Raw genomic sequence first — 17084 nt, 5'->3', positions numbered from 1 at the left:
GGAGAATGGCGCAATATCAATGTTCACTTGACGTTCTATGCAAGTAAAGGCGAAAGCCCGAAATGGTGCCTCCGGCACCCGCAGCCGCGCTGTTCTGGGGCAGCTCAGCGACATGGACCTGCGCCTGCTCAAGGTGTTCAGGAGCGTGGTCGACTGCGGCGGCATGGCGGCGGCCGAGCTGGAGCTGAACATCGGCACCTCCACCGTGAGCCGCCATGTGAAGGACCTGGAAACGCGCCTCGGCCTGGTGCTGTGCCGGCGGGGCAGGGCGGGCTTCGCGCTCACCGCCGAAGGGCAGCGGGTGTACGACGAGACGCTGCGCCTGCTGGCCTCGGTCGACGCCTTCCGCGGCAGCATCGACGACATCCACAACCGCATGGGCGGGCAGCTCGACGTGGCGCTGTTCGACAAGACGGCGACCAACCCGCAGGCGCGCATCGGCGATGCCATCGCGCGCTTCACCGAGATCGCGCCCGAGGTGCGGCTGGCCGTGCACGTGGGCTCGATCAACGCCATCGAGCAGGGCGTGCTGGAGGGCAACTTCCAGATCGGCATCATCCCGGCGCACCGCGCTTCCAAGAGCCTGGTGTACGCCGACCTGTTCGACGAGACCATGCTGCTGTACTGCGGGGCGGGGCATCCGCTCTTCGGCGTGAGCCATGGCAAGCTCACCTGGGCGCGGCTGCGCGAGCACCATTTCGCGGGGCTGGGCTACCACTCGCCCAACATGGAGCTGAGTCACCGCGCGAAGCTGTCGCGCATGGCCACGGGCTTCGACCAGGAGGCGATCGCGACGCTGATCCTCTCGGGGCGCTTCCTGGGCTTTCTGCCCGACCACTATGCGCAGGTGTTCGAGGAGCGCGGGCTCATGAAGGCGGTGCTGCCGGCGCGCTTCAACTATGCGTGCCGCTTCGTCAGCCTGCTGCGGCGCTCGCCGAAGCCGTCGCGGGCGGTGCTGGCGTTCCAGGAGTGCCTGGAAGAGGCGCACGCGCGCTAGGAGTGCACTTCAGCGCTGGCCCTCAACGTTGCCCGCTGGGCAGCAGCAGATGCTTGGCGCCGATGTGCGCCTCCATCTCGTGCATGTGCTGCTCGGCGTCGACCATGTGCTCGGTCATCAGCCGGCGTACCTCGTCGGCGTCTTCCTTGCGGTAGGCCGCGAGCAGCTGCGTGTGGTAGTCGACGTTGGCCTCGCCGAAGTGGTGATGGTCGAGCGCCTTCTTGTAGACCACCAGGTCGCGCAGCAGGTCGTTGAGAAAGCGGCACATGAAGGAGAGCACCGGATTGGGGCAGCTCTCCGCGAGCATGGTGTGGAAGGCGAGTTCGGCCTCGCGCTGGATGCGGAGCTCGTCCTCGCTGGTCGGTTCGACCGTGCACAGCCGGACGTTCTCTTCCAGCTTCTCGAACTGCTCGGGCGTCAGTTTGCCCACCACGCTCGCGGCCAGCTCGGGCTCCAGCGCCTTGCGCAGCTGGTAGATATGGTGGCCGTCCAGATGATGGAAATGCAGGAAGTTGCGCAGCGGCTCCGACGCATGCTCCACCGACACCTGCTGCAGGTAGGCGCCGCCGCCGGGGCCGGTGCGGATGGAGATCAGGCCGCGCACCTCCAGCGCCTTCAGCGCCTCGCGCACGGTGCTCTTCGAATAGCCGAAGAGCTCGATCAGTTCTTTCTCGTTCGGTAGCCGGTCGCCGGGCTGCTTGCGCTCCGCCACGATCCAGCGCTTGACGTCTTCGACGATGACGTCCGAGAGCTTCTGCCGCTTAGGACGGTTCTGCCCCACTCTCATTGAAACGCTCCATGCACATCGGGAGATGCGCGGAATGCGCAACAGCGCGCGATCTTAAACGGCGCGGTGCGTGGCAACGGTCTGGTCTTGGGCACAGGGCTTGCTAGCGGGTTTTTACCAGCATATTAATCCAATTTATCCGCTTAAATTCGCCAGCGATCGCAGGCACCCCTTTTCCTTACTTCCCTTCTTCCCCACCACCACGACCGGAGAACTCATGCAACGCAGACAACTTCTTCAGCTGGCCGCCCTGTCGGCTGCCCCCGCCTCGCTCCTGGGCGGCCGCGCCGCCTTCGCCCAGTCGGCGGACGCGATCCGATTCGGCTGCCCGGTCCCGATGTCGGGTGCCTTCGCGGCCAACGGCAAGTTCGCCGACCTGGGCATGAAGCTGGCCATCGAACAGTACGGCAGCGTGCTGAAGCGTCCGCTGGCCTACACGGTGCTCGACACCGAAGGCAAGCCGGCCACCGCCGTGCGCAAGGTGCAGGAAGCCTCGCAGCAGCAGGGCGCGAAGTTCTTCGCCGGCGGCATCCTGTCGTCGGAAGCGCTCGCCATGGGCAAGGAGGCCGAGAAGGCCGGCGGCCTGTTCATCACCACCGCGGGCGCCGACGAGATCACCGGCAAGGACTGCAACCCCGCCACCTTCCGCTGGTCGGTGCCCACCTTCGGCGCCATCGAGCAGACGGTGCGCCCGCTGATCGCCAGCATGCCCAAGGCCAAGCGCTGGTACACCATCACGCCGCAGTACGTGTTCGGCGACGGCCTGCTGAGCGCCGCCAAGACCATCTTCCAGGAGAAGGGCATCGAGCACGTGGGCAACAGCTACCACTCGCTCAACGAGAAGGAATTCAGCGGCTACCTCACCAACGCCATGGCCGCCAAGCCCGACGTGCTGCTGCTGCTGAACTTCGGCGCGCAGTCGTCGGCCGCGCTGCGCCAGGCGGTGAGCTTCGGCATGCACAAGAACATGACGATCCTGATGGCCTGGGCCTCGGGCCTGGAGCAGTTCGACGAACTGGGTGCGGACCTGTGCGACGGCGTGTACTTCGGCGCGCAGTACTGGCACACGGCCGACACCCCGCTCAACAAGGACCTTGTGAAGCGCACCGCCGACAAGCTCAAGATCGTGCCCAACTACAGCCTCGCCGGCTCGTACATCTGCACCAAGATCCTGATCGACGGCATCGTGAAGGCCGGCTCGGTCGACCAGAAGGCGGTGATCGCCGCGCTGGAAGGCATGAAGTTCGACGGCCTTACCGGCACCGAGGAAATCCGCAAGGCCGACCACCAGGTCGTGAAGGACTACTACCTGCTCAAGGGCAAGGCCAAGTCGAAGATGGCGAACGCGGCGGACTACGTCGACGTGGTGAGCTCGGGCAAGTCCTTCCTGCCGGTGGACAAGACCGGCTGCAAATTGGGCTGACCCCCAGGCTTGCCCACTGCGTGTGGCCGCCAACCCCCGTGCCGGGGGCAACACCTGCGGCCCGGCAAAGCCGGTTCCGCGGTGTTCCTGGAAGGGGCCGCGCGTGCGGGTCTGCACTCTGCAACTACCTACATCTATGTCCGTCTACCTGCTCCAGACCATCAACGGGATCGGCATCGGCATGCTGTACTTCCTGCTGGCGGTCGGCCTGTCCATCGTGTTCGGCCTGCTGCGCTTCGTGAACTTCGCGCACGGGGCCTTCTATCTGCTGGGCGCCTATCTCTGCTTCCAGGCCATGCAATGGGGCCTGGACTTCTGGCTCGCGCTGGTGCTTGTGCCGCTCTTCGTGGGCGCGCTGGGCTGGCTGGCCGAGAAGCTGCTGCTGCGCCGCGTCTACGCCAAGGCGCACGAGTTCCACATCCTCGTTACCGTGGGCCTCGCGCTCGCGGTGCAGGAGATCGTGATCGTGTTCTGGGGCCCGCTGGGCAACAGCGTGTCCACGCCCGACCTGCTGCAGGGCGTGGTCATGTGGGGCTCCTTCGTCTATCCGAAGTACCGGCTTTTCGTGATCGGCTTCACCGCCGTGCTCGCGGTGCTCCTGTGGTGGGTGCTCGAGGGCACGCGCCTGGGCAGCGCGGTGCGCGCGGGCAGCGAGTCGACCGAGATGGTGTCGCTGCTCGGCATCAACGTCTTCCGCGTGTTCAGCCTGGTGTTCGCGCTCGGCGCGGCCACGGCGGCGCTGGCCGGCGTGCTGGCCGCGCCTATCCGCGGCGCCGAGCCTTTCATGGGCGTGGAGGCGCTGGCCGTGGCCTTCGTGGTGGTGGTGATCGGCGGGCTCGGCAGCTTCGGCGGCGCGCTCGTCGGCGGCCTGCTCATCGGCATCGTGCAGAGCCTCATGAGCACCGTCTGGCCGCCGGGCGCGAGCCTGATGATCTACATCGCGATGGCGGCAGTGCTGCTGCTTCGTCCCCATGGCCTGCTCGGCCGCAAAGCATGAACGGACACGCCATGCCGAGAAAAATCACTTTCCTCCTGGCGCTGGTCGCGGTGCTGGGCCTGCCGCTGGTGCTTAGCTCGGGCTCGCTCGCGAGCGAGGTGCTGATCTATGCGCTGGCCGCGCTGGGCTGCAACCTGCTGCTGGGCTACACCGGGCTGCTCTCCTTCGGGCAGGGCATCTTCTTCGGGCTGGGCAGCTACACCATCGCCATCCTGCTCACGCGGCTGAGCCTGCCGATGCCGCTAGCGCTGCTTGCCGCCGTGGCGATGGGCGCGCTCGGCGCCGCGGTGGTGGGCTGGGTCGCCATCCGCCAGCGCGGCACCTACTTCGTGATGCTCACGCTGGCCTTCGCGCAGATGTTCTATTTCATCGCCTACACCGCCACCGGCCTCACCGGCGGCGACAACGGCCTGCTCGACGTGCCGCGCCCCGGCTTCATGGACACGCCCTGGAAGTACTACGCCTTCGTGGCCGTGGTGTTCCTCGTCGCGTTCGGCCTGCTGCTGCGCGTGACCGATTCGGTCTTCGGCCGCACGCTGCTGGCCATCCGCGACAACGAGGACCGCGCCGCCGCCGTGGGCTACGACCTCAAGCGCTTCAAGCTGCTGGCCTTCGTGATCTCGGGTGCCGTCACCGGCCTCGCAGGCGGGCTGCACGCCATGATGACCGGCATTGCGCCGCTGTCGAACGCCGAGTACCACACGAGCGAGATGATCCTGGTCATCACCGTGATCGGCGGCACCGGCAACCTGTTCGCCTCCGTGCTGGGCTCGGCCTTCTACGTGCTGCTGGCCGACTGGCTCTCCACGCTGTGGCCGCGCTGGCTGCTGTTGCTGGGCCTGCTGCTGATCGGCGTGAGCATCGGCATGCAGCGCGGGCTCTGGGGGCTAGGCGAGAGCGCATGGCGGCGCATCTTCCGCAAGGCGGACCCCGGTGCCGCTGCTCCAGTCGCACCCCCCGCACAGGGAGAAAAAGCATGAGCGACGTCCTCATCGAAGCCGTCGGCGTCACCAAGCACTACGGCAAGTTCGCGGCGCTCGGCGGGGTCGACCTGAAGATCCGGCGCAACACCGTGCATTCGGTGATCGGCCCCAACGGCGCGGGCAAGACCACGCTGTTCCACATGCTCACCGGCACCGGCATGACCACCGGCGGGCGGATCCTGTTCGACGGCCACGACGTGACGCGCGAGCCCGACCACAAGCGCGTGCAGCGCGGCATGGCGCGCTCCTTCCAGGTCACGGCGCTGTTCGCGAGCCTCGCGGTGCGCGAGAACCTGCGCGTGGCGGCGCAGGGGGTCTCGCCCCGCCAGGCCATGAACTGCTGGCGCGCGCCGGTCGGCGAGCTGGCCTGCACGCGGATCGTCGACGAGGTGCTGCAGCGCATCGGGCTGGAGCGGCTGGCGAACACGCCGGCCGGCGAGCTCTCGCACGGCCAGCAGCGCCGGCTCGAAGTGGGCATGGCGCTTGCGGCGAGGCCGAAGGCGATCTTCCTCGACGAGCCGACCTCGGGCATGGGCATCGACGACCTCGACGACATGAAGCAGCTGATCCGCGGCCTGCGCGACGCGCACACCGTGGTTCTCATCGAGCACAACATGAACATCGTGATGGACATCTCCGACACCGTCACCGTGATGCAGCTCGGCCGCGTGCTGGCTGAGGGGCTTCCCGGCGACATCCGGGCCGATGCGCGCGTGCGCACCGCCTACTTGGGCAACATGATCACGGGAGGCAAGGCATGAACATTCTCGAAGTCGAGAAGCTGCACGCCCACTACGGCAAGAGCCACGTTTTGCAGGGCGTGTCGATGACCGTGGGCGAGGCCGAGCTGGTCACGCTGCTGGGGCGCAACGGCGCGGGCAAGTCGACCACGCTCAAGAGCATTGCCGGCGCGGTCACGCCCACCAGCGGACGCGTGCGTTTCCAGGGCGCCGACATCGCGGGCATGCCGGCGCACCGCATCGCCACGCGCGGCGTGTGCCTGGTGCCGGAGCACCGCGGCATCTTCAAGCTGCTGACGGTGGAAGAGAACCTGCTGCTCGGCCTGCGCCGCCAGTCGCCCTGGCAGCTGGCCGACATCTACCGCATCTTTCCGCGCCTGGAGGAGCGCCGGCGCAACGGCGGCGGACAGCTCTCGGGCGGCGAGCAGCAGATGCTGGCCATCGGCCGGGCGCTGATGAACCACCCGCGCCTGCTGATTCTCGACGAGCCGGTCGAGGGCCTGGCGCCGGTGATCGTGGAAGAGATCGTCGCGCAGCTCAAGACCATCAAGGCCGCCGGCGTGGCGATCCTGCTGGTCGAGCAGAACCTCGAAGTCTGCGTGCAGCTGGCCGACCGCCACTACATCGTGGAGCAGGGCGTGATCGTGCACGAGGCCGGCAACGCGGCCTTCATGGCCGACCACGAAGTGAAAGACCGCTATCTGGGCGTGGGCCTTGCTTGAGGCCTCCCGCAGTCCCTCCATTCCTTTTCGCAAAGCCATGAAGAACTCTCACAACGAACTCCGCATCGACGGCCGGCGGCTCTGGAACTCGCTGATGGAACTGGCGCAGCTTGGCGCCACCGAGAAAGGCGGCGTCTGCCGCATCGCGCTGACCGAGCTCGACCGCCAGGGGCGCGACCTGTTCTCGCGCTGGGCACGCGAGGCGGGCTGCGAGCTGCGTGTGGACGCCATCGGCAACATCTTCGCGCGCCGCGCCGGGCGCAACAACGCGCTGCCGCCCGTCTCCACGGGCAGCCACATCGACACGCAGCCCACCGGCGGCAAGTTCGACGGCAACTACGGCGTGCTCGCCGGGCTGGAAGTGATCCGCACGCTGAACGACGCCAGGGTAGAGACCGAGGCGCCGCTCGAAGTGGCGGTGTGGACCAACGAGGAGGGCTCGCGCTTCGTGCCGGTGATGATGGGCTCGGGCGTCTTCGCCGGCGCCTTCACGCTGGAGCATGCGCTGGCGCAGCGCGACAACGACGGCATCAGCGTGTCCGACGCGCTGGCGTCCATCGGCTATGCCGGCAGCACGCCGGCCTCGGCGCAAGCATCGCCGGTGGGCGCGTACTTCGAAGCTCACATCGAACAAGGCCCGGTGCTCGAAGCCAACGAGCGCGTGATCGGCGTGGTCGAGGGCGCGCTGGGCCAGCGCTGGTACGACGTGGTGGTGCAGGGCATGGAAGCCCACGCCGGCCCCACGCCGATGGAGCTGCGCAAGGACGCGCTGCTGGCCGCCTCCGAACTCGTGATCGAGGTCAACCGCATCGCGCTGGCCCACGCGCCGCATGCGCGCGGCACGGTCGGCTGGATCGACAACTATCCCAATTCGCGCAACGTGATTCCGGGGCGCGTGAAGCTCAGCGTCGACCTGCGCGCGGCCGACGACGTGGTGCTGTCGGCCATGGACGCTGAACTGAAGGAAGCCGTGCAGCGCATTGCCACGAAGGGCAAGGTCGAGATGTCGGTGGAGCAGGTCGTGTACTTCCAGCCGCAGCCCTTTACACCGAAGCTGGTGTCCGCAGTGCGCGAGGCCGCGCAGGCGCAGGGCATGAGCTGGATGAACGTGATCAGCGGCGCGGGCCACGACGCCGTGTACCTCGCGCGCGTGTGCCCCACGGCCATGATCTTCGTGCCCTGCCGCGACGGCATCAGCCACAACGAGATCGAGGACGCGCAGCCCGATCATCTCGAAGCCGGCTGCAACGTGCTGCTGCAGGCCATGCTGCAAAGCGCGGGAGTCGCGTCGTGAAGGCGTGGAGCCGCGCCCTGATGGCGCTGGCCCTTGCGTGCGCCGTGGTGCCGGCCGTGGCGGCCGATCCGATCCTGGTGGGGCAGTCGGCGGTGCTGACGGGCCCCCTGGCGCCCAACAGCCTCGCGTTCATGGAAGGCCAGACGCTGTTGTTCGACCAGCTGAACAAGACCGGTGGCATCGGCGGGCGGCCCGTCAAGATGATCACGTACGACGATGTCTATGCGGCCGACAAGGCCGCGGCCAACGCCGAGAAGCTGCTGGGCACCGACCGCGTGGTCTGCCTCTTCGGCACCATGGGCACGGGCATTGGTGCGGCCATGGCGCCCGTGGCAGCGAAATACGACAGCTTCATCTTCGGCGGGCTGACCGGTGCCGCGGTGCTGCGCGGGCCGAAGGTGCCGATCTATCACGTGCGCGAGTCGTACGCCGACGAAGTGCGCCGCGTGATGACCCACCTGGCAACGGTGGGCCTGACGCGCATCGCCATCGTCTCCAGCGACGACGCGTACGGCAAGGGCATCGAGAAGGACGCGATAGACGCGCTCCAGAAGAACGGGCTGTCCCAGGTGCTGGCGCTGCGCTTCGACCCGCAGGAAAAGGAACCGACGCGCGCCGCGCAGCAGATCATTGCCAGCGGCGCGCAGGCCGTATACGTCATTGCGGCGGGCATGCCGGCGATCAATATGATCCGGGCGCTGGTCGCCGCGTCGATTCATCCGCAGATCTACACGAACTCGGTGGCCAGCTCTTTCCTGCTCTACAAGGAGCTCGGCGAGAAGAGCCGCGGCATCGTGCTGTCGCAGGTGATGCCGCCGTTCTGGAAGACCCGCTTTCCGATCGTCGACGAGTACCAGCGCGCGCGCAAGAGTGCAGGCAGCGAGGGCGAGGGCTCCTACCTGGGCCTAGAGGGTTACATCACGGCCAAGGCGTTTGCGGAAGCGCTGCAGCGCGTCAAGGGGCCGATTACCACCGAATCGCTCAGGCGAACCATCGAGACCTCGCCGCCCATGAACCTGGGTGGCTACATGCTGACGTTCAAGGCCGACAACCGCAATGGTTCGAATTTCGGCGACATCACGATGCTGGCAAGCGGCGGGAAGTTTGCTCAATGAAAGTCTTGATAGCGCGTCTCAACCACGAGACCAACACCTTCTCGCCCGTGCCCACGCCGCTTGCGGCCTTCGGCCCCGACGGCCCGACCTTCGGCGAGCAGGCCTACCGCGACAACAAGGGCATGCGCACCGCGATGTCGGCCTTCATCGACCTTGCCGAAGCGGCGGGCGCCACGGTGGTCACGCCGGTGTCGGCCTCGGCCAACCCGAGCGGGCCGGTCGACGCGCAGGCCTACACGCTGCTGACGCAATGCATCGTCGACGCGGCGCCGGGCTGCGACGCCATCCTGCTCGACCTGCACGGCGCGATGGTGGCGCAGAACAGCGCCGACGGCGAAGGCGACCTGCTGGTGCGCCTGCGCGCTGCGGCGCCGGGCGTGCCCATCGGCGTGGCGCTCGACCTGCATGCCAACGTCACGCCCGAGATGGTGGAAAACGCGGACGTGATCGTCGGCTTCAAGACCTATCCGCACGTCGACATGTACGAAACCGGCGAGCACGCCGGCCGGCTGCTGCTCGACATGCTGGCCGGACGCAGCAAGCCGGCGATGCGCTGGCACCGGCTGCCGCTGATGGCGCACACGCTGCGCAGCGCGTCGTTCACCGGCGCGATGCAGCGCGCCATCGAGGCGGCGCGCGAGGCCGAGAAGTCGGAGTCGCTGGCGGTGTCGATCCTCGCGGGCTTCTCGCTGTCGGACATCGAGGCGCCGTGCATGAGCGTGATCGTCGTCGATGCGCAGTCGCCCGAGCGCGCGCAGGCCACGGCCGACCGAATCGCCGCGCAGATGTGGAGCGAGCGCGAGGCCTTCATCTACCGCAGCGAACCGCTGGCGCAGTCGATCGCGCGCGCAAAGCTCATCGCCGAGGGCGCGACAAGCCCGGTGCTGCTGCTCGACCATGGCGACAACTGCATGTCGGGCGGAAGCTGCGACACCATGGACGTGCTGCAGGAGGCGCTGGCGCAGGGGCTGCACGGCATCGGCGTCGGGCCGCTGTGCGACCCCGAAGCGGTGGCGCAACTGGTCGCGGCGGGCGAGGGCGCGCAGGTGACTGTGGCGCTCGGCAACAAGGTCTCGCTCGAAGGCATCGGTCTCTCGAAGACGCCGGTGCGCCTGACGGGCACCGTGCGAACCATCAGCGACGGCGAGTACGTCATTACCGGTCCCACCTACACCGGCCAGCGCAGCAGCATGGGGCGCACGGTGCTGTTCGACATCGGCACGGCGCGCATTGTGGTGACCGAGCGCACGCAGGAGCCTTGGGACATCGGCGTCTTCGAATGCGCGGGGCTCGATCCGCGCAAGGAGCGCTTTCTGCTGCTCAAGTCGCGCATGTATTGCCGGCCGGTGTTCGAGCCGCTGTCGACCGCGCTGGTGGAGTGCGACAGCCCGGGCGTTACGAGCTCGGACTACAGCCTGTTCCCGTTCAGCAAGGTGAGCCGGCCGGTCTTTCCCCTCGACGCAATGTGATTGCCGAGGGCCGTCAGGGAGGGCGGGTCCGGCAGCCGCATTCCATGACCTGAGAGGTCATCGACCCGGATCGCGTGCGGCGCGACCATTCCTTCACCCCGCGATGTTGCGGGCCTGAACCCACCAGAGGAATCGTCACCATGAACACCGCCGCACACGATGCCACCACGATCGCCCAACGCTACATCGCCGTCTGGAACGAAACCGACGCGGCCCGCCGCGCTGCGCTGATCGAAGCCGGCTGGACCGCCGACGCGCACTACGCCGACCCGATCGCGCAGGCCAGCGGACACGAGCAGATCAGCGCGCTGGTCGGCGCGGTGCACCAGCGCTACCCGGGCTTCCGCTTCAACCTGCTGGGCAAGGCCGATTCGCACGGCGACCACCTGCGCTTCTCGTGGACGCTGGGGCCGAGCGGGGCGGAAGACCTGATCCAGGGCACCGACTTCGCGCAGGTCGATGCGGGCAAGCTGCGGTCGGTGACGGGCTTCCTGGACAAGGTGCCTGTCGGCGCCTGAACGAAAGCTGAACGGTGCGGCGCCTGCTTCAGTCCGCCGTGCCGGCAGGCCGCCCGCGCCACAGCTTGCGGTAGACCGTCGCCCGGCTGATGCCCAGCGCCCGCGCGGCTTCCGCCACGTTGCCGCGCGCATCGGCCACCGCCTTGCGGATCAGCGCGGTTTCCACGTCGCGCAGCCGGGGCCGGCTGTCGGTGGAAAGGTTTGCGGAAGACGTGCCGGCGGCGCCGCCGCGCTGCGGCCGCACCTGCACGCGCAGGCCGGACCACAGCGGCACCTCGAGCACCGCGTCGCCGCGGCGGGCCGCGTCGAACATCATGTGCAGCGGCAGCGCGAACAGGTCGTTGAAGCTCAATGCGTGCTCGCTGCGCGGCAGCGGCTGGTGCAGCATCTGCCGGGCCGCCGCGTTGGCTCCGGTGACGGTGCCCGCGGCGTCGATGCACAGCAGCCCCTCGGTGGCCTCGCTGCCCGAGCTGCCGGGCCATGCCAGGTGCAGCAGCAGCTCGCAGGGCTCGCGCATCACCAGCATGTTCTCGATGTTGCGCGCGGAGAGGGTGGCCAGATGGCGCAGCTCGGGCCGCTCCACCACCTGCACGCCGGTCAGGTCGAGCATGCCGATGCAGTCGCCCCGGGGACCGAAGAGCGGGGCGCCCGCGCAGCTGTAGACGCTGGTGTCATCGAAGAAATGCTCGCCGCGGTGCAGCCACACCGATTCCTGCTCTGCCAGCGCGGTGCCGATGGCGCTGGTGCCGATGGCACGCTCGGAGAGATCGACGCCGATGCGCCCGATGTCGCGCGCGTAGCGGCTCGCGGCGTCGGTGCCGTCGGGCAGGTTGCCCACGTCGACCACGATGCCCTCGGCATCGGTGAGAACGGCGAAATAGCGGGTGTCGGCGATGGCGCGCGAGAGCTGCTCGATCACCGGGCGGGCCGCGGCGACCAGTGCCCGGTTGCGCTCGGCGATATCGATGCTGGCCGAGCGGCTCACGGGGTCGAAGCTGACGCGCTGCTGGGGCCGGCGGCCGGCCTCGATGCAGCGCTGCCAGGAGCGGGTGATCCACGAATCGATGCAGGCGGCCCCGCGCGCGCGGGGTGCCGACTCGCCTTCGATCAGTTCGCGGCGGGCTTGGGCGATTGCCAGGGAACGCTCAGGAGGCGGCGAAACGATTGATACGGACATCGTGGTTTTTCGCGCATGTATGCAGGCTTTTCCCGGCCCGCCGGATGGCAAGCTGTTTCATTTTGAGAATTTCGCGCGCTCTGTGCAAGTGTCAAGGGTTTTGCCTAGGATAGTGCCAAAGGTCGGCATCCAAGATGCCTTTGCTGAAACAGCCATCACCTTTTACGGAGACAGCCAAATGCAGGTCGCTTTCAAGGTCAACGGCCGCCAGGTCACGGTCGACGCTCCTCCCAACACCTTCCTCGTACACGCGCTGCGCGAGCATCTCCACCTCACCGGAACCCACGTCGGCTGCGACACCGCCCAGTGCGGCGCCTGCACCGTCCATGTGAACGGCAGGGCCGTCAAGTCATGCAACGTGCTGGTGGCCCAGGCGGCCGGCGCCGACATCACCACCATCGAGGGCATCGCCGAGGCCGACGGCACCATGCACCCCATGCAGGCGGCCTTCAAGGAATGCCATGGCCTGCAGTGCGGCTTCTGCACCCCGGGCATGGTCATGAGCGCCATCGACCTGTGCACCCACCACCCCAAGTCGAGCGAATCCGAGATCCGCGAGCTGCTCGACGGCAACCTGTGCCGCTGCACGGGCTACCAGAACATCGTCAAGGCAGTGAAGATGGGCGGCGAGGCGATGGCCTCGGGCACCCCCGTCAAGGCAACCGTCACGGCGTGAAGGGAGCGACATCATGGGTGCTTCCGACTTCTCGAACCTGCCCCACATCGGCGAGGCTCTCCGGCGCAAGGAGGACTACCGCTTCCTGACGGGTGCCGGCAACTACACCGACGACATCACGCTGGCCAACCAGAGCCACGCGGTCTTCGTGCGCTCGCCGCACGCCCACGCCGTCATCAAGTCGGTCGACACCGCCGAAGCGCTGAAGATGCCCGGCGTGGTCGGCATCTTCAGCGGCAAGGACATCGAGGGAAAGATGGGCGGGCTGCCCTGCGGCTGGCTCATCAACAACCCCGACGGCACCCCGATGAAGGAGCCGATGCACCCGATCCTCGCGATCAAGAAGGTGCGCTACGTCGGCGACCACGTGGCCATGGTGGTGGCCGAGACGGTCGAGCAGGCGAGGAACGCCGCCGAGGCGGTGGTGGTCGACTATGAAGTGCTGCCCGCGCTCGTGAGCGTGGCCGACGCCGCGAAGAAGGCCGGCGGCGTCACGCTGCACGACGAGGCGCCCGACAACCAGTGCTACAAGTGGGCGCTGGGCGACAAGGCCGCGGTCGACGCGGTGTTCGCCGGTGCAGCGCACGTGACCAAGCTCGACCTGGTCAACAACCGGCTGGTGCCCAACCCCATCGAGCCGCGCGTGGCCATCGGAAGTTACAACCGCGCGGGCGACGACTACACGCTGTACGTCTCCAACCAGAACCCGCACGTCGAGCGCCTGCTGATGACGGCCTTCGTGCTGGGCCTGCCCGAGCACAAGGTGCGCGTGATCGCTCCCGACGTGGGTGGCGGCTTCGGCTCCAAGATCTTCCTGTATGCCGAGGACGTGTGCCTGACCTGGGCGGCCAGGCAGCTCAACCGCAACATCAAGTGGACGGCCGACCGTTCGGAATGCTTCCTGTCCGACGCGCATGGCCGCGACCACGTGAGCCACGCCGAAATGGCGATGGACAAGGATGGCAAGTTCCTCGCGCTGCGTGTGCATACCGACGCCAACCTGGGCGCCTACCTGTCGACCTTCTCGACGGCGGTACCGACCATCCTCTACGCCACGCTGCTGGCGGGCCAGTACACCACGCCGCAGATCTACGTCGAGGTGGATGCCTGGTTCACCAACACCGCGCCGGTCGATGCCTACCGCGGGGCGGGGCGGCCCGAAGCCACTTACCTGCTTGAACGGCTGGTGTCGCGCTGCGCCTGGGAAATGAAGCTGGGGCAGGACGAGATCCGCAAGCGCAACTTCATCACCGCCTTCCCGTACCAGACGCCGGTGGCGCTGCAGTACGACACCGGCGACTTCCACGCCTGCATGGACAAGGCCCGCGTGCTCGCCGAGGTCGACGGCTATGCCGCCCGCAAGACGGCCAGCGAGGGCAGGGGCAAGCTGCGCGGCATCGGGTATTCGAGCTACATCGAGGCCTGCGGCATCGCGCCGTCGAACATTGCGGGCGCGCTCGGTGCGCGCGCGGGCCTGTTCGAGTGCGGCGAGATCCGCGTGCACCCCACGGGCAGCGTGACGGTGTTCACCGGCTCGCACAGCCACGGCCAGGGCCACGAGACCACCTTCGCGCAGGTGGTGGCGGGCCGGCTGGGCATTCCGGTCGAGAACGTCGACGTGGTGCACGGCGACACCGGCCGCGTGCCCTTCGGCATGGGCACCTACGGCTCGCGTTCCATCTCGGTGGGCGGTGCGGCCATCATGAAGGCGCTCGACAAGATCGAGACCAAGGCCAAGAAGATCGCCGCGCACCTGATGGAGGCGAGCGACGCCGACATCGAGTTCGCCAACGGCGAGTTCACGGTCAAGGGCACCGACAAGAGGATCCCCTTCGGCCAGGTGGCGCTCACGGCCTACGTGCCGCACAACTACCCGCTCGACAAGCTGGAGCCGGGCCTGAACGAAACCGCCTTCTACGACCCGACCAACTTCACCTTCCCGGGCGGCACCTACATCTGCGAGGTCGAGGTCGACAGGCAGACCGGCGAGGTCAGGGTCGACCGCTTCACCGCGGTGGACGACTTCGGCACCATCATCAACCCGATGATCGTCGAGGGCCAGGTGCACGGCGGGCTGGTGCAGGGCATCGGCCAGGCGTTGCTGGAGAACTGCGTCTACGACAACGAAACCGGCCAGCTGCTTACCGGCAGCTTCATGGACTACGCCATGCCGCGCGCCGGCGACTTCCCGCAGTTCAAGCTGGACACCGTGTGCACGCCGTGCACACACAACCCGCTGGGCACCAAGGGCTGCGGCGAGGCGGGGGCCATCGGCTCGCCGCCGGCCGTGATCAACGCCGTGCTCGACGCGCTGGCGCCGCTGGGCGTCAAGGATTTCGACATGCCCGCTTCGCCCGCCCGTGTGTGGGAGGCGATGCAGGCAGCAGCCGCCAACCCCTGAACGAAATAGAACAAAGAAGGAATCACACCATGTATGCCTTCACACTCGAACGGCCCGCTTCGGTGGCCGACGCGGCAAGACTCGTGGCCGCCGGCGCCAAGCCGCTGGCCGGCGGACAGACCCTGCTGGCCTCGATGAAGCTGCGGCTTTCGGCACCCGAACAGCTCGTGGACCTGAGCGGCATCAAGGAGCTCACCGGCATCACGAAGAACGGCAACGCCATCACCATCGGCGCCATGTCGCGCCACCTCGAGGTGGCGAACAACGCCGACGTGAAGGCCGCCTATCCGGCGCTGGCCGACCTGGCTTCGCGCATCGGCGACCGGCAGGTGCGCGCGATGGGCACCATCGGCGGCTCGGTGGCCAACAACGACCCGGCCGCGTGCTACCCCAGCGCGGTGCTGGCCTCGGGCGCAACCATCGTCACCTCCAAGCGCGAGATCGCGGCCGACGACTTCTTCCTCGGCCTTTTCACCACGGCGCTGGAAGACGGCGAGCTGATCACTGCGATCCGCTTCCCGATCCCGAAGCGCGCCGTGTACGAGAAGCTGCGCCAGAAGGCGTCGAATTTCCCGCTGGTCGGCGTGTTCCTTGCGCAGTACGACAGCGGCGTGCGCGTGGCGGTCACCGGCGCGGGCAACGGCGTGTTCCGCCATGCGGGCCTGGAAGACGCGCTCAACAAGAGCTTCACCGCAGCCGCTGCCGCGGCCGTGAAGATCGACGCGAGCGATCTCAACAGCGACCTGCATGCCTCGGCCGCCTACCGCGCGAACCTGATCAGCGTGCTGACGCAACGCGCAGTCACCAAGGCCCTGGGCTGAAGAAGCCGGGGTCGTTGTCCGCTCACCGGAAGACGCGACAGCCTCGCGTCTTCCGCTACGCTTCGCCATGATCTTCCCGAGCATCGACTCCCTCTCCACCGGACTCATGCAGGCCGGCTACTTCGCCGACCGGCGCCTGGCCACGGCCGTGTTCCTCGCGCTCAAGCTGCAGCGTCCGCTGCTGCTCGAGGGCGAGCCCGGCGTCGGCAAGACCGAGCTGGCGAAGGCGCTGTCGACCGCTCTTAACCGCGAGCTGCTGCGCCTGCAGTGCTACGACGGCCTGGAGCAGCGCGAGGCGCTCTACGAATGGAACTACGCGGCGCAATTGCTGCACATGCGCGCGGCCGAGGCCACTGGCGCGGCGCGCGACGTGGAAGCCGAGGTCTACCAGCCGCACTACCTGATCCGCCGCCCGCTGCTGCAGGCGCTGCAGACGCCGCTGCCCGGCGCCGTGCTGCTGATCGACGAGGTGGACCGCGCCGACGAGCCCTTCGAGGCCTTCCTGCTCGAATACCTGGGCGAGTACCAGGTGAGCATTCCCGAGCTGGGCACGGTGCGCGCGGTGGTGCCTCCAGTCACCATCCTCACGAGCAACCGCACCCGCGAGCTCAACGACGCGGTGAAGCGCCGCTGCCTCTATCACTGGCTCGACTACCCCGAGCGCGAGCGCGAGCTGGCCATCGTGCGCGCGCAGGTGCCCGAGGCTGGAGAGAAGCTCTCGGCGCAGGTGGCCGCCTTCGTCGCGCGGCTGCGTGAGACGCCCTTCGCCAATGCCTTCCAGCGCGCGCCTGGCATCGCCGAGAGCGTCGAATGGGCGAGGGCGCTGATCGCGCTCGACACCGTGGAGCTCGACCCCGAAGTGGTGGTCGATACCGCCGGCATCCTGTTCAAGCAGCGCGACGACGTGGCCGCGCTGACGCAGGAGCTGGCGTCGGACCTGCTCAAGCCCGAGGCGTGACCGACC

16 protein-coding genes are annotated in these 17084 nt (G+C 67.8%); 14 read left to right on the top strand and 2 right to left on the bottom strand.

The window, feature by feature from the left end; genetic code table 11:
• The first annotated feature begins 37 nt into the window (after nt 1–37).
• Nucleotides 38–997 carry a LysR family transcriptional regulator gene (locus AC1VNX_RS25690; protein ID WP_483160439.1) on the top strand — a complete coding sequence of 320 codons (960 nt, stop codon included), beginning with the start codon at nt 38–40 and terminating at the stop codon, nt 995–997.
• A gap of 22 nt (nt 998–1019) precedes the next feature.
• Here AC1VNX_RS25690 and AC1VNX_RS25685 read toward each other — a convergent pair whose 3' ends face one another.
• Nucleotides 1020–1784 (bottom strand): FadR/GntR family transcriptional regulator, encoded by a 765-nt coding sequence (locus tag AC1VNX_RS25685; protein ID WP_301505244.1) that lies wholly within the window; start codon nt 1782–1784, stop codon nt 1020–1022.
• Between the two features lie 217 nt (nt 1785–2001).
• On the opposite strand from AC1VNX_RS25685, the gene AC1VNX_RS25680 reads away from it, so the two are divergent.
• The 9 genes from AC1VNX_RS25680 (at nt 2002) to AC1VNX_RS25640 (ending at nt 11045) form a co-directional block, all read left to right on the top strand.
• Complete coding sequence (locus AC1VNX_RS25680; protein ID WP_483160438.1) at nt 2002–3207, top strand: ABC transporter substrate-binding protein; 1206 nt, start codon at nt 2002–2004, stop codon at nt 3205–3207.
• Between the two features lie 136 nt (nt 3208–3343).
• Entirely contained in the window at nt 3344–4204 is an 861-nt protein-coding gene (locus AC1VNX_RS25675) for a branched-chain amino acid ABC transporter permease (protein WP_483160437.1), read from the top strand.
• 11 nt (nt 4205–4215) lie between these two features.
• On the top strand, nt 4216–5184 hold the full coding sequence (locus AC1VNX_RS25670) for a branched-chain amino acid ABC transporter permease (RefSeq protein ID WP_483160436.1): 969 nt from the start codon (nt 4216–4218) through the stop codon (nt 5182–5184).
• A complete protein-coding gene (locus tag AC1VNX_RS25665; RefSeq protein ID WP_483160435.1) occupies nt 5181–5948 on the top strand; it encodes an ABC transporter ATP-binding protein in 768 nt (255 codons plus the stop codon). Before AC1VNX_RS25670 ends, AC1VNX_RS25665 begins: the two co-directional genes overlap by 4 nt.
• The gene (locus tag AC1VNX_RS25660) at nt 5945–6649 is read left to right on the top strand and encodes an ABC transporter ATP-binding protein (RefSeq protein ID WP_483160434.1); all 705 of its coding nucleotides are present in this window, start codon (nt 5945–5947) and stop codon (nt 6647–6649) included. Before AC1VNX_RS25665 ends, AC1VNX_RS25660 begins: the two co-directional genes overlap by 4 nt.
• Before the next feature lie 37 nt (nt 6650–6686).
• On the top strand, nt 6687–7943 hold the full coding sequence (locus tag AC1VNX_RS25655) for a Zn-dependent hydrolase (protein ID WP_483160433.1): 1257 nt from the start codon (nt 6687–6689) through the stop codon (nt 7941–7943).
• Nucleotides 7940–9058 (top strand): ABC transporter substrate-binding protein, encoded by a 1119-nt coding sequence (locus tag AC1VNX_RS25650; RefSeq protein WP_483160432.1) that lies wholly within the window; start codon nt 7940–7942, stop codon nt 9056–9058. Before AC1VNX_RS25655 ends, AC1VNX_RS25650 begins: the two co-directional genes overlap by 4 nt.
• Nucleotides 9055–10527, top strand: coding sequence for a M81 family metallopeptidase (locus AC1VNX_RS25645; protein ID WP_483160431.1), 1473 nt, complete (start codon nt 9055–9057; stop codon nt 10525–10527). The genes AC1VNX_RS25650 and AC1VNX_RS25645 overlap by 4 nt, the downstream gene beginning before the upstream one ends.
• A 140-nt stretch (nt 10528–10667) precedes the next feature.
• Entirely contained in the window at nt 10668–11045 is a 378-nt protein-coding gene (locus tag AC1VNX_RS25640) for a nuclear transport factor 2 family protein (RefSeq protein ID WP_483160430.1), read from the top strand.
• Nucleotides 11046–11073: 28 nt separating this feature from the next.
• Here AC1VNX_RS25640 and AC1VNX_RS25635 read toward each other — a convergent pair whose 3' ends face one another.
• Nucleotides 11074–12222, bottom strand: coding sequence for a helix-turn-helix domain-containing protein (locus AC1VNX_RS25635; RefSeq protein WP_483160429.1), 1149 nt, complete (start codon nt 12220–12222; stop codon nt 11074–11076).
• A 178-nt stretch (nt 12223–12400) separates the two neighbouring features.
• Between AC1VNX_RS25635 and AC1VNX_RS25630 the strand changes: the two genes are divergently transcribed.
• The 4 genes from AC1VNX_RS25630 to AC1VNX_RS25615 all read left to right on the top strand — a co-directional run bounded on the left by AC1VNX_RS25630 (nt 12401) and on the right by AC1VNX_RS25615 (nt 17078).
• Nucleotides 12401–12898: a (2Fe-2S)-binding protein gene (locus tag AC1VNX_RS25630; RefSeq protein ID WP_483160428.1), complete on the top strand. Its 498-nt coding sequence runs from the start codon at nt 12401–12403 to the stop codon at nt 12896–12898.
• A gap of 13 nt (nt 12899–12911) precedes the next feature.
• On the top strand, nt 12912–15299 hold the full coding sequence (locus tag AC1VNX_RS25625) for a xanthine dehydrogenase family protein molybdopterin-binding subunit (protein ID WP_483160427.1): 2388 nt from the start codon (nt 12912–12914) through the stop codon (nt 15297–15299).
• Between the two features lie 29 nt (nt 15300–15328).
• Nucleotides 15329–16120 (top strand): FAD binding domain-containing protein, encoded by a 792-nt coding sequence (locus tag AC1VNX_RS25620; protein WP_483160426.1) that lies wholly within the window; start codon nt 15329–15331, stop codon nt 16118–16120.
• A gap of 67 nt (nt 16121–16187) precedes the next feature.
• Nucleotides 16188–17078 (top strand): AAA family ATPase, encoded by an 891-nt coding sequence (locus tag AC1VNX_RS25615; RefSeq protein WP_483160425.1) that lies wholly within the window; start codon nt 16188–16190, stop codon nt 17076–17078.
• Nucleotides 17079–17084 lie beyond the last annotated feature (6 nt).

Source organism: Variovorax sp. TLI9-5A (assembly GCF_056867935.1).
This window is presented reverse-complemented; position numbering and strand designations above follow the sequence as displayed.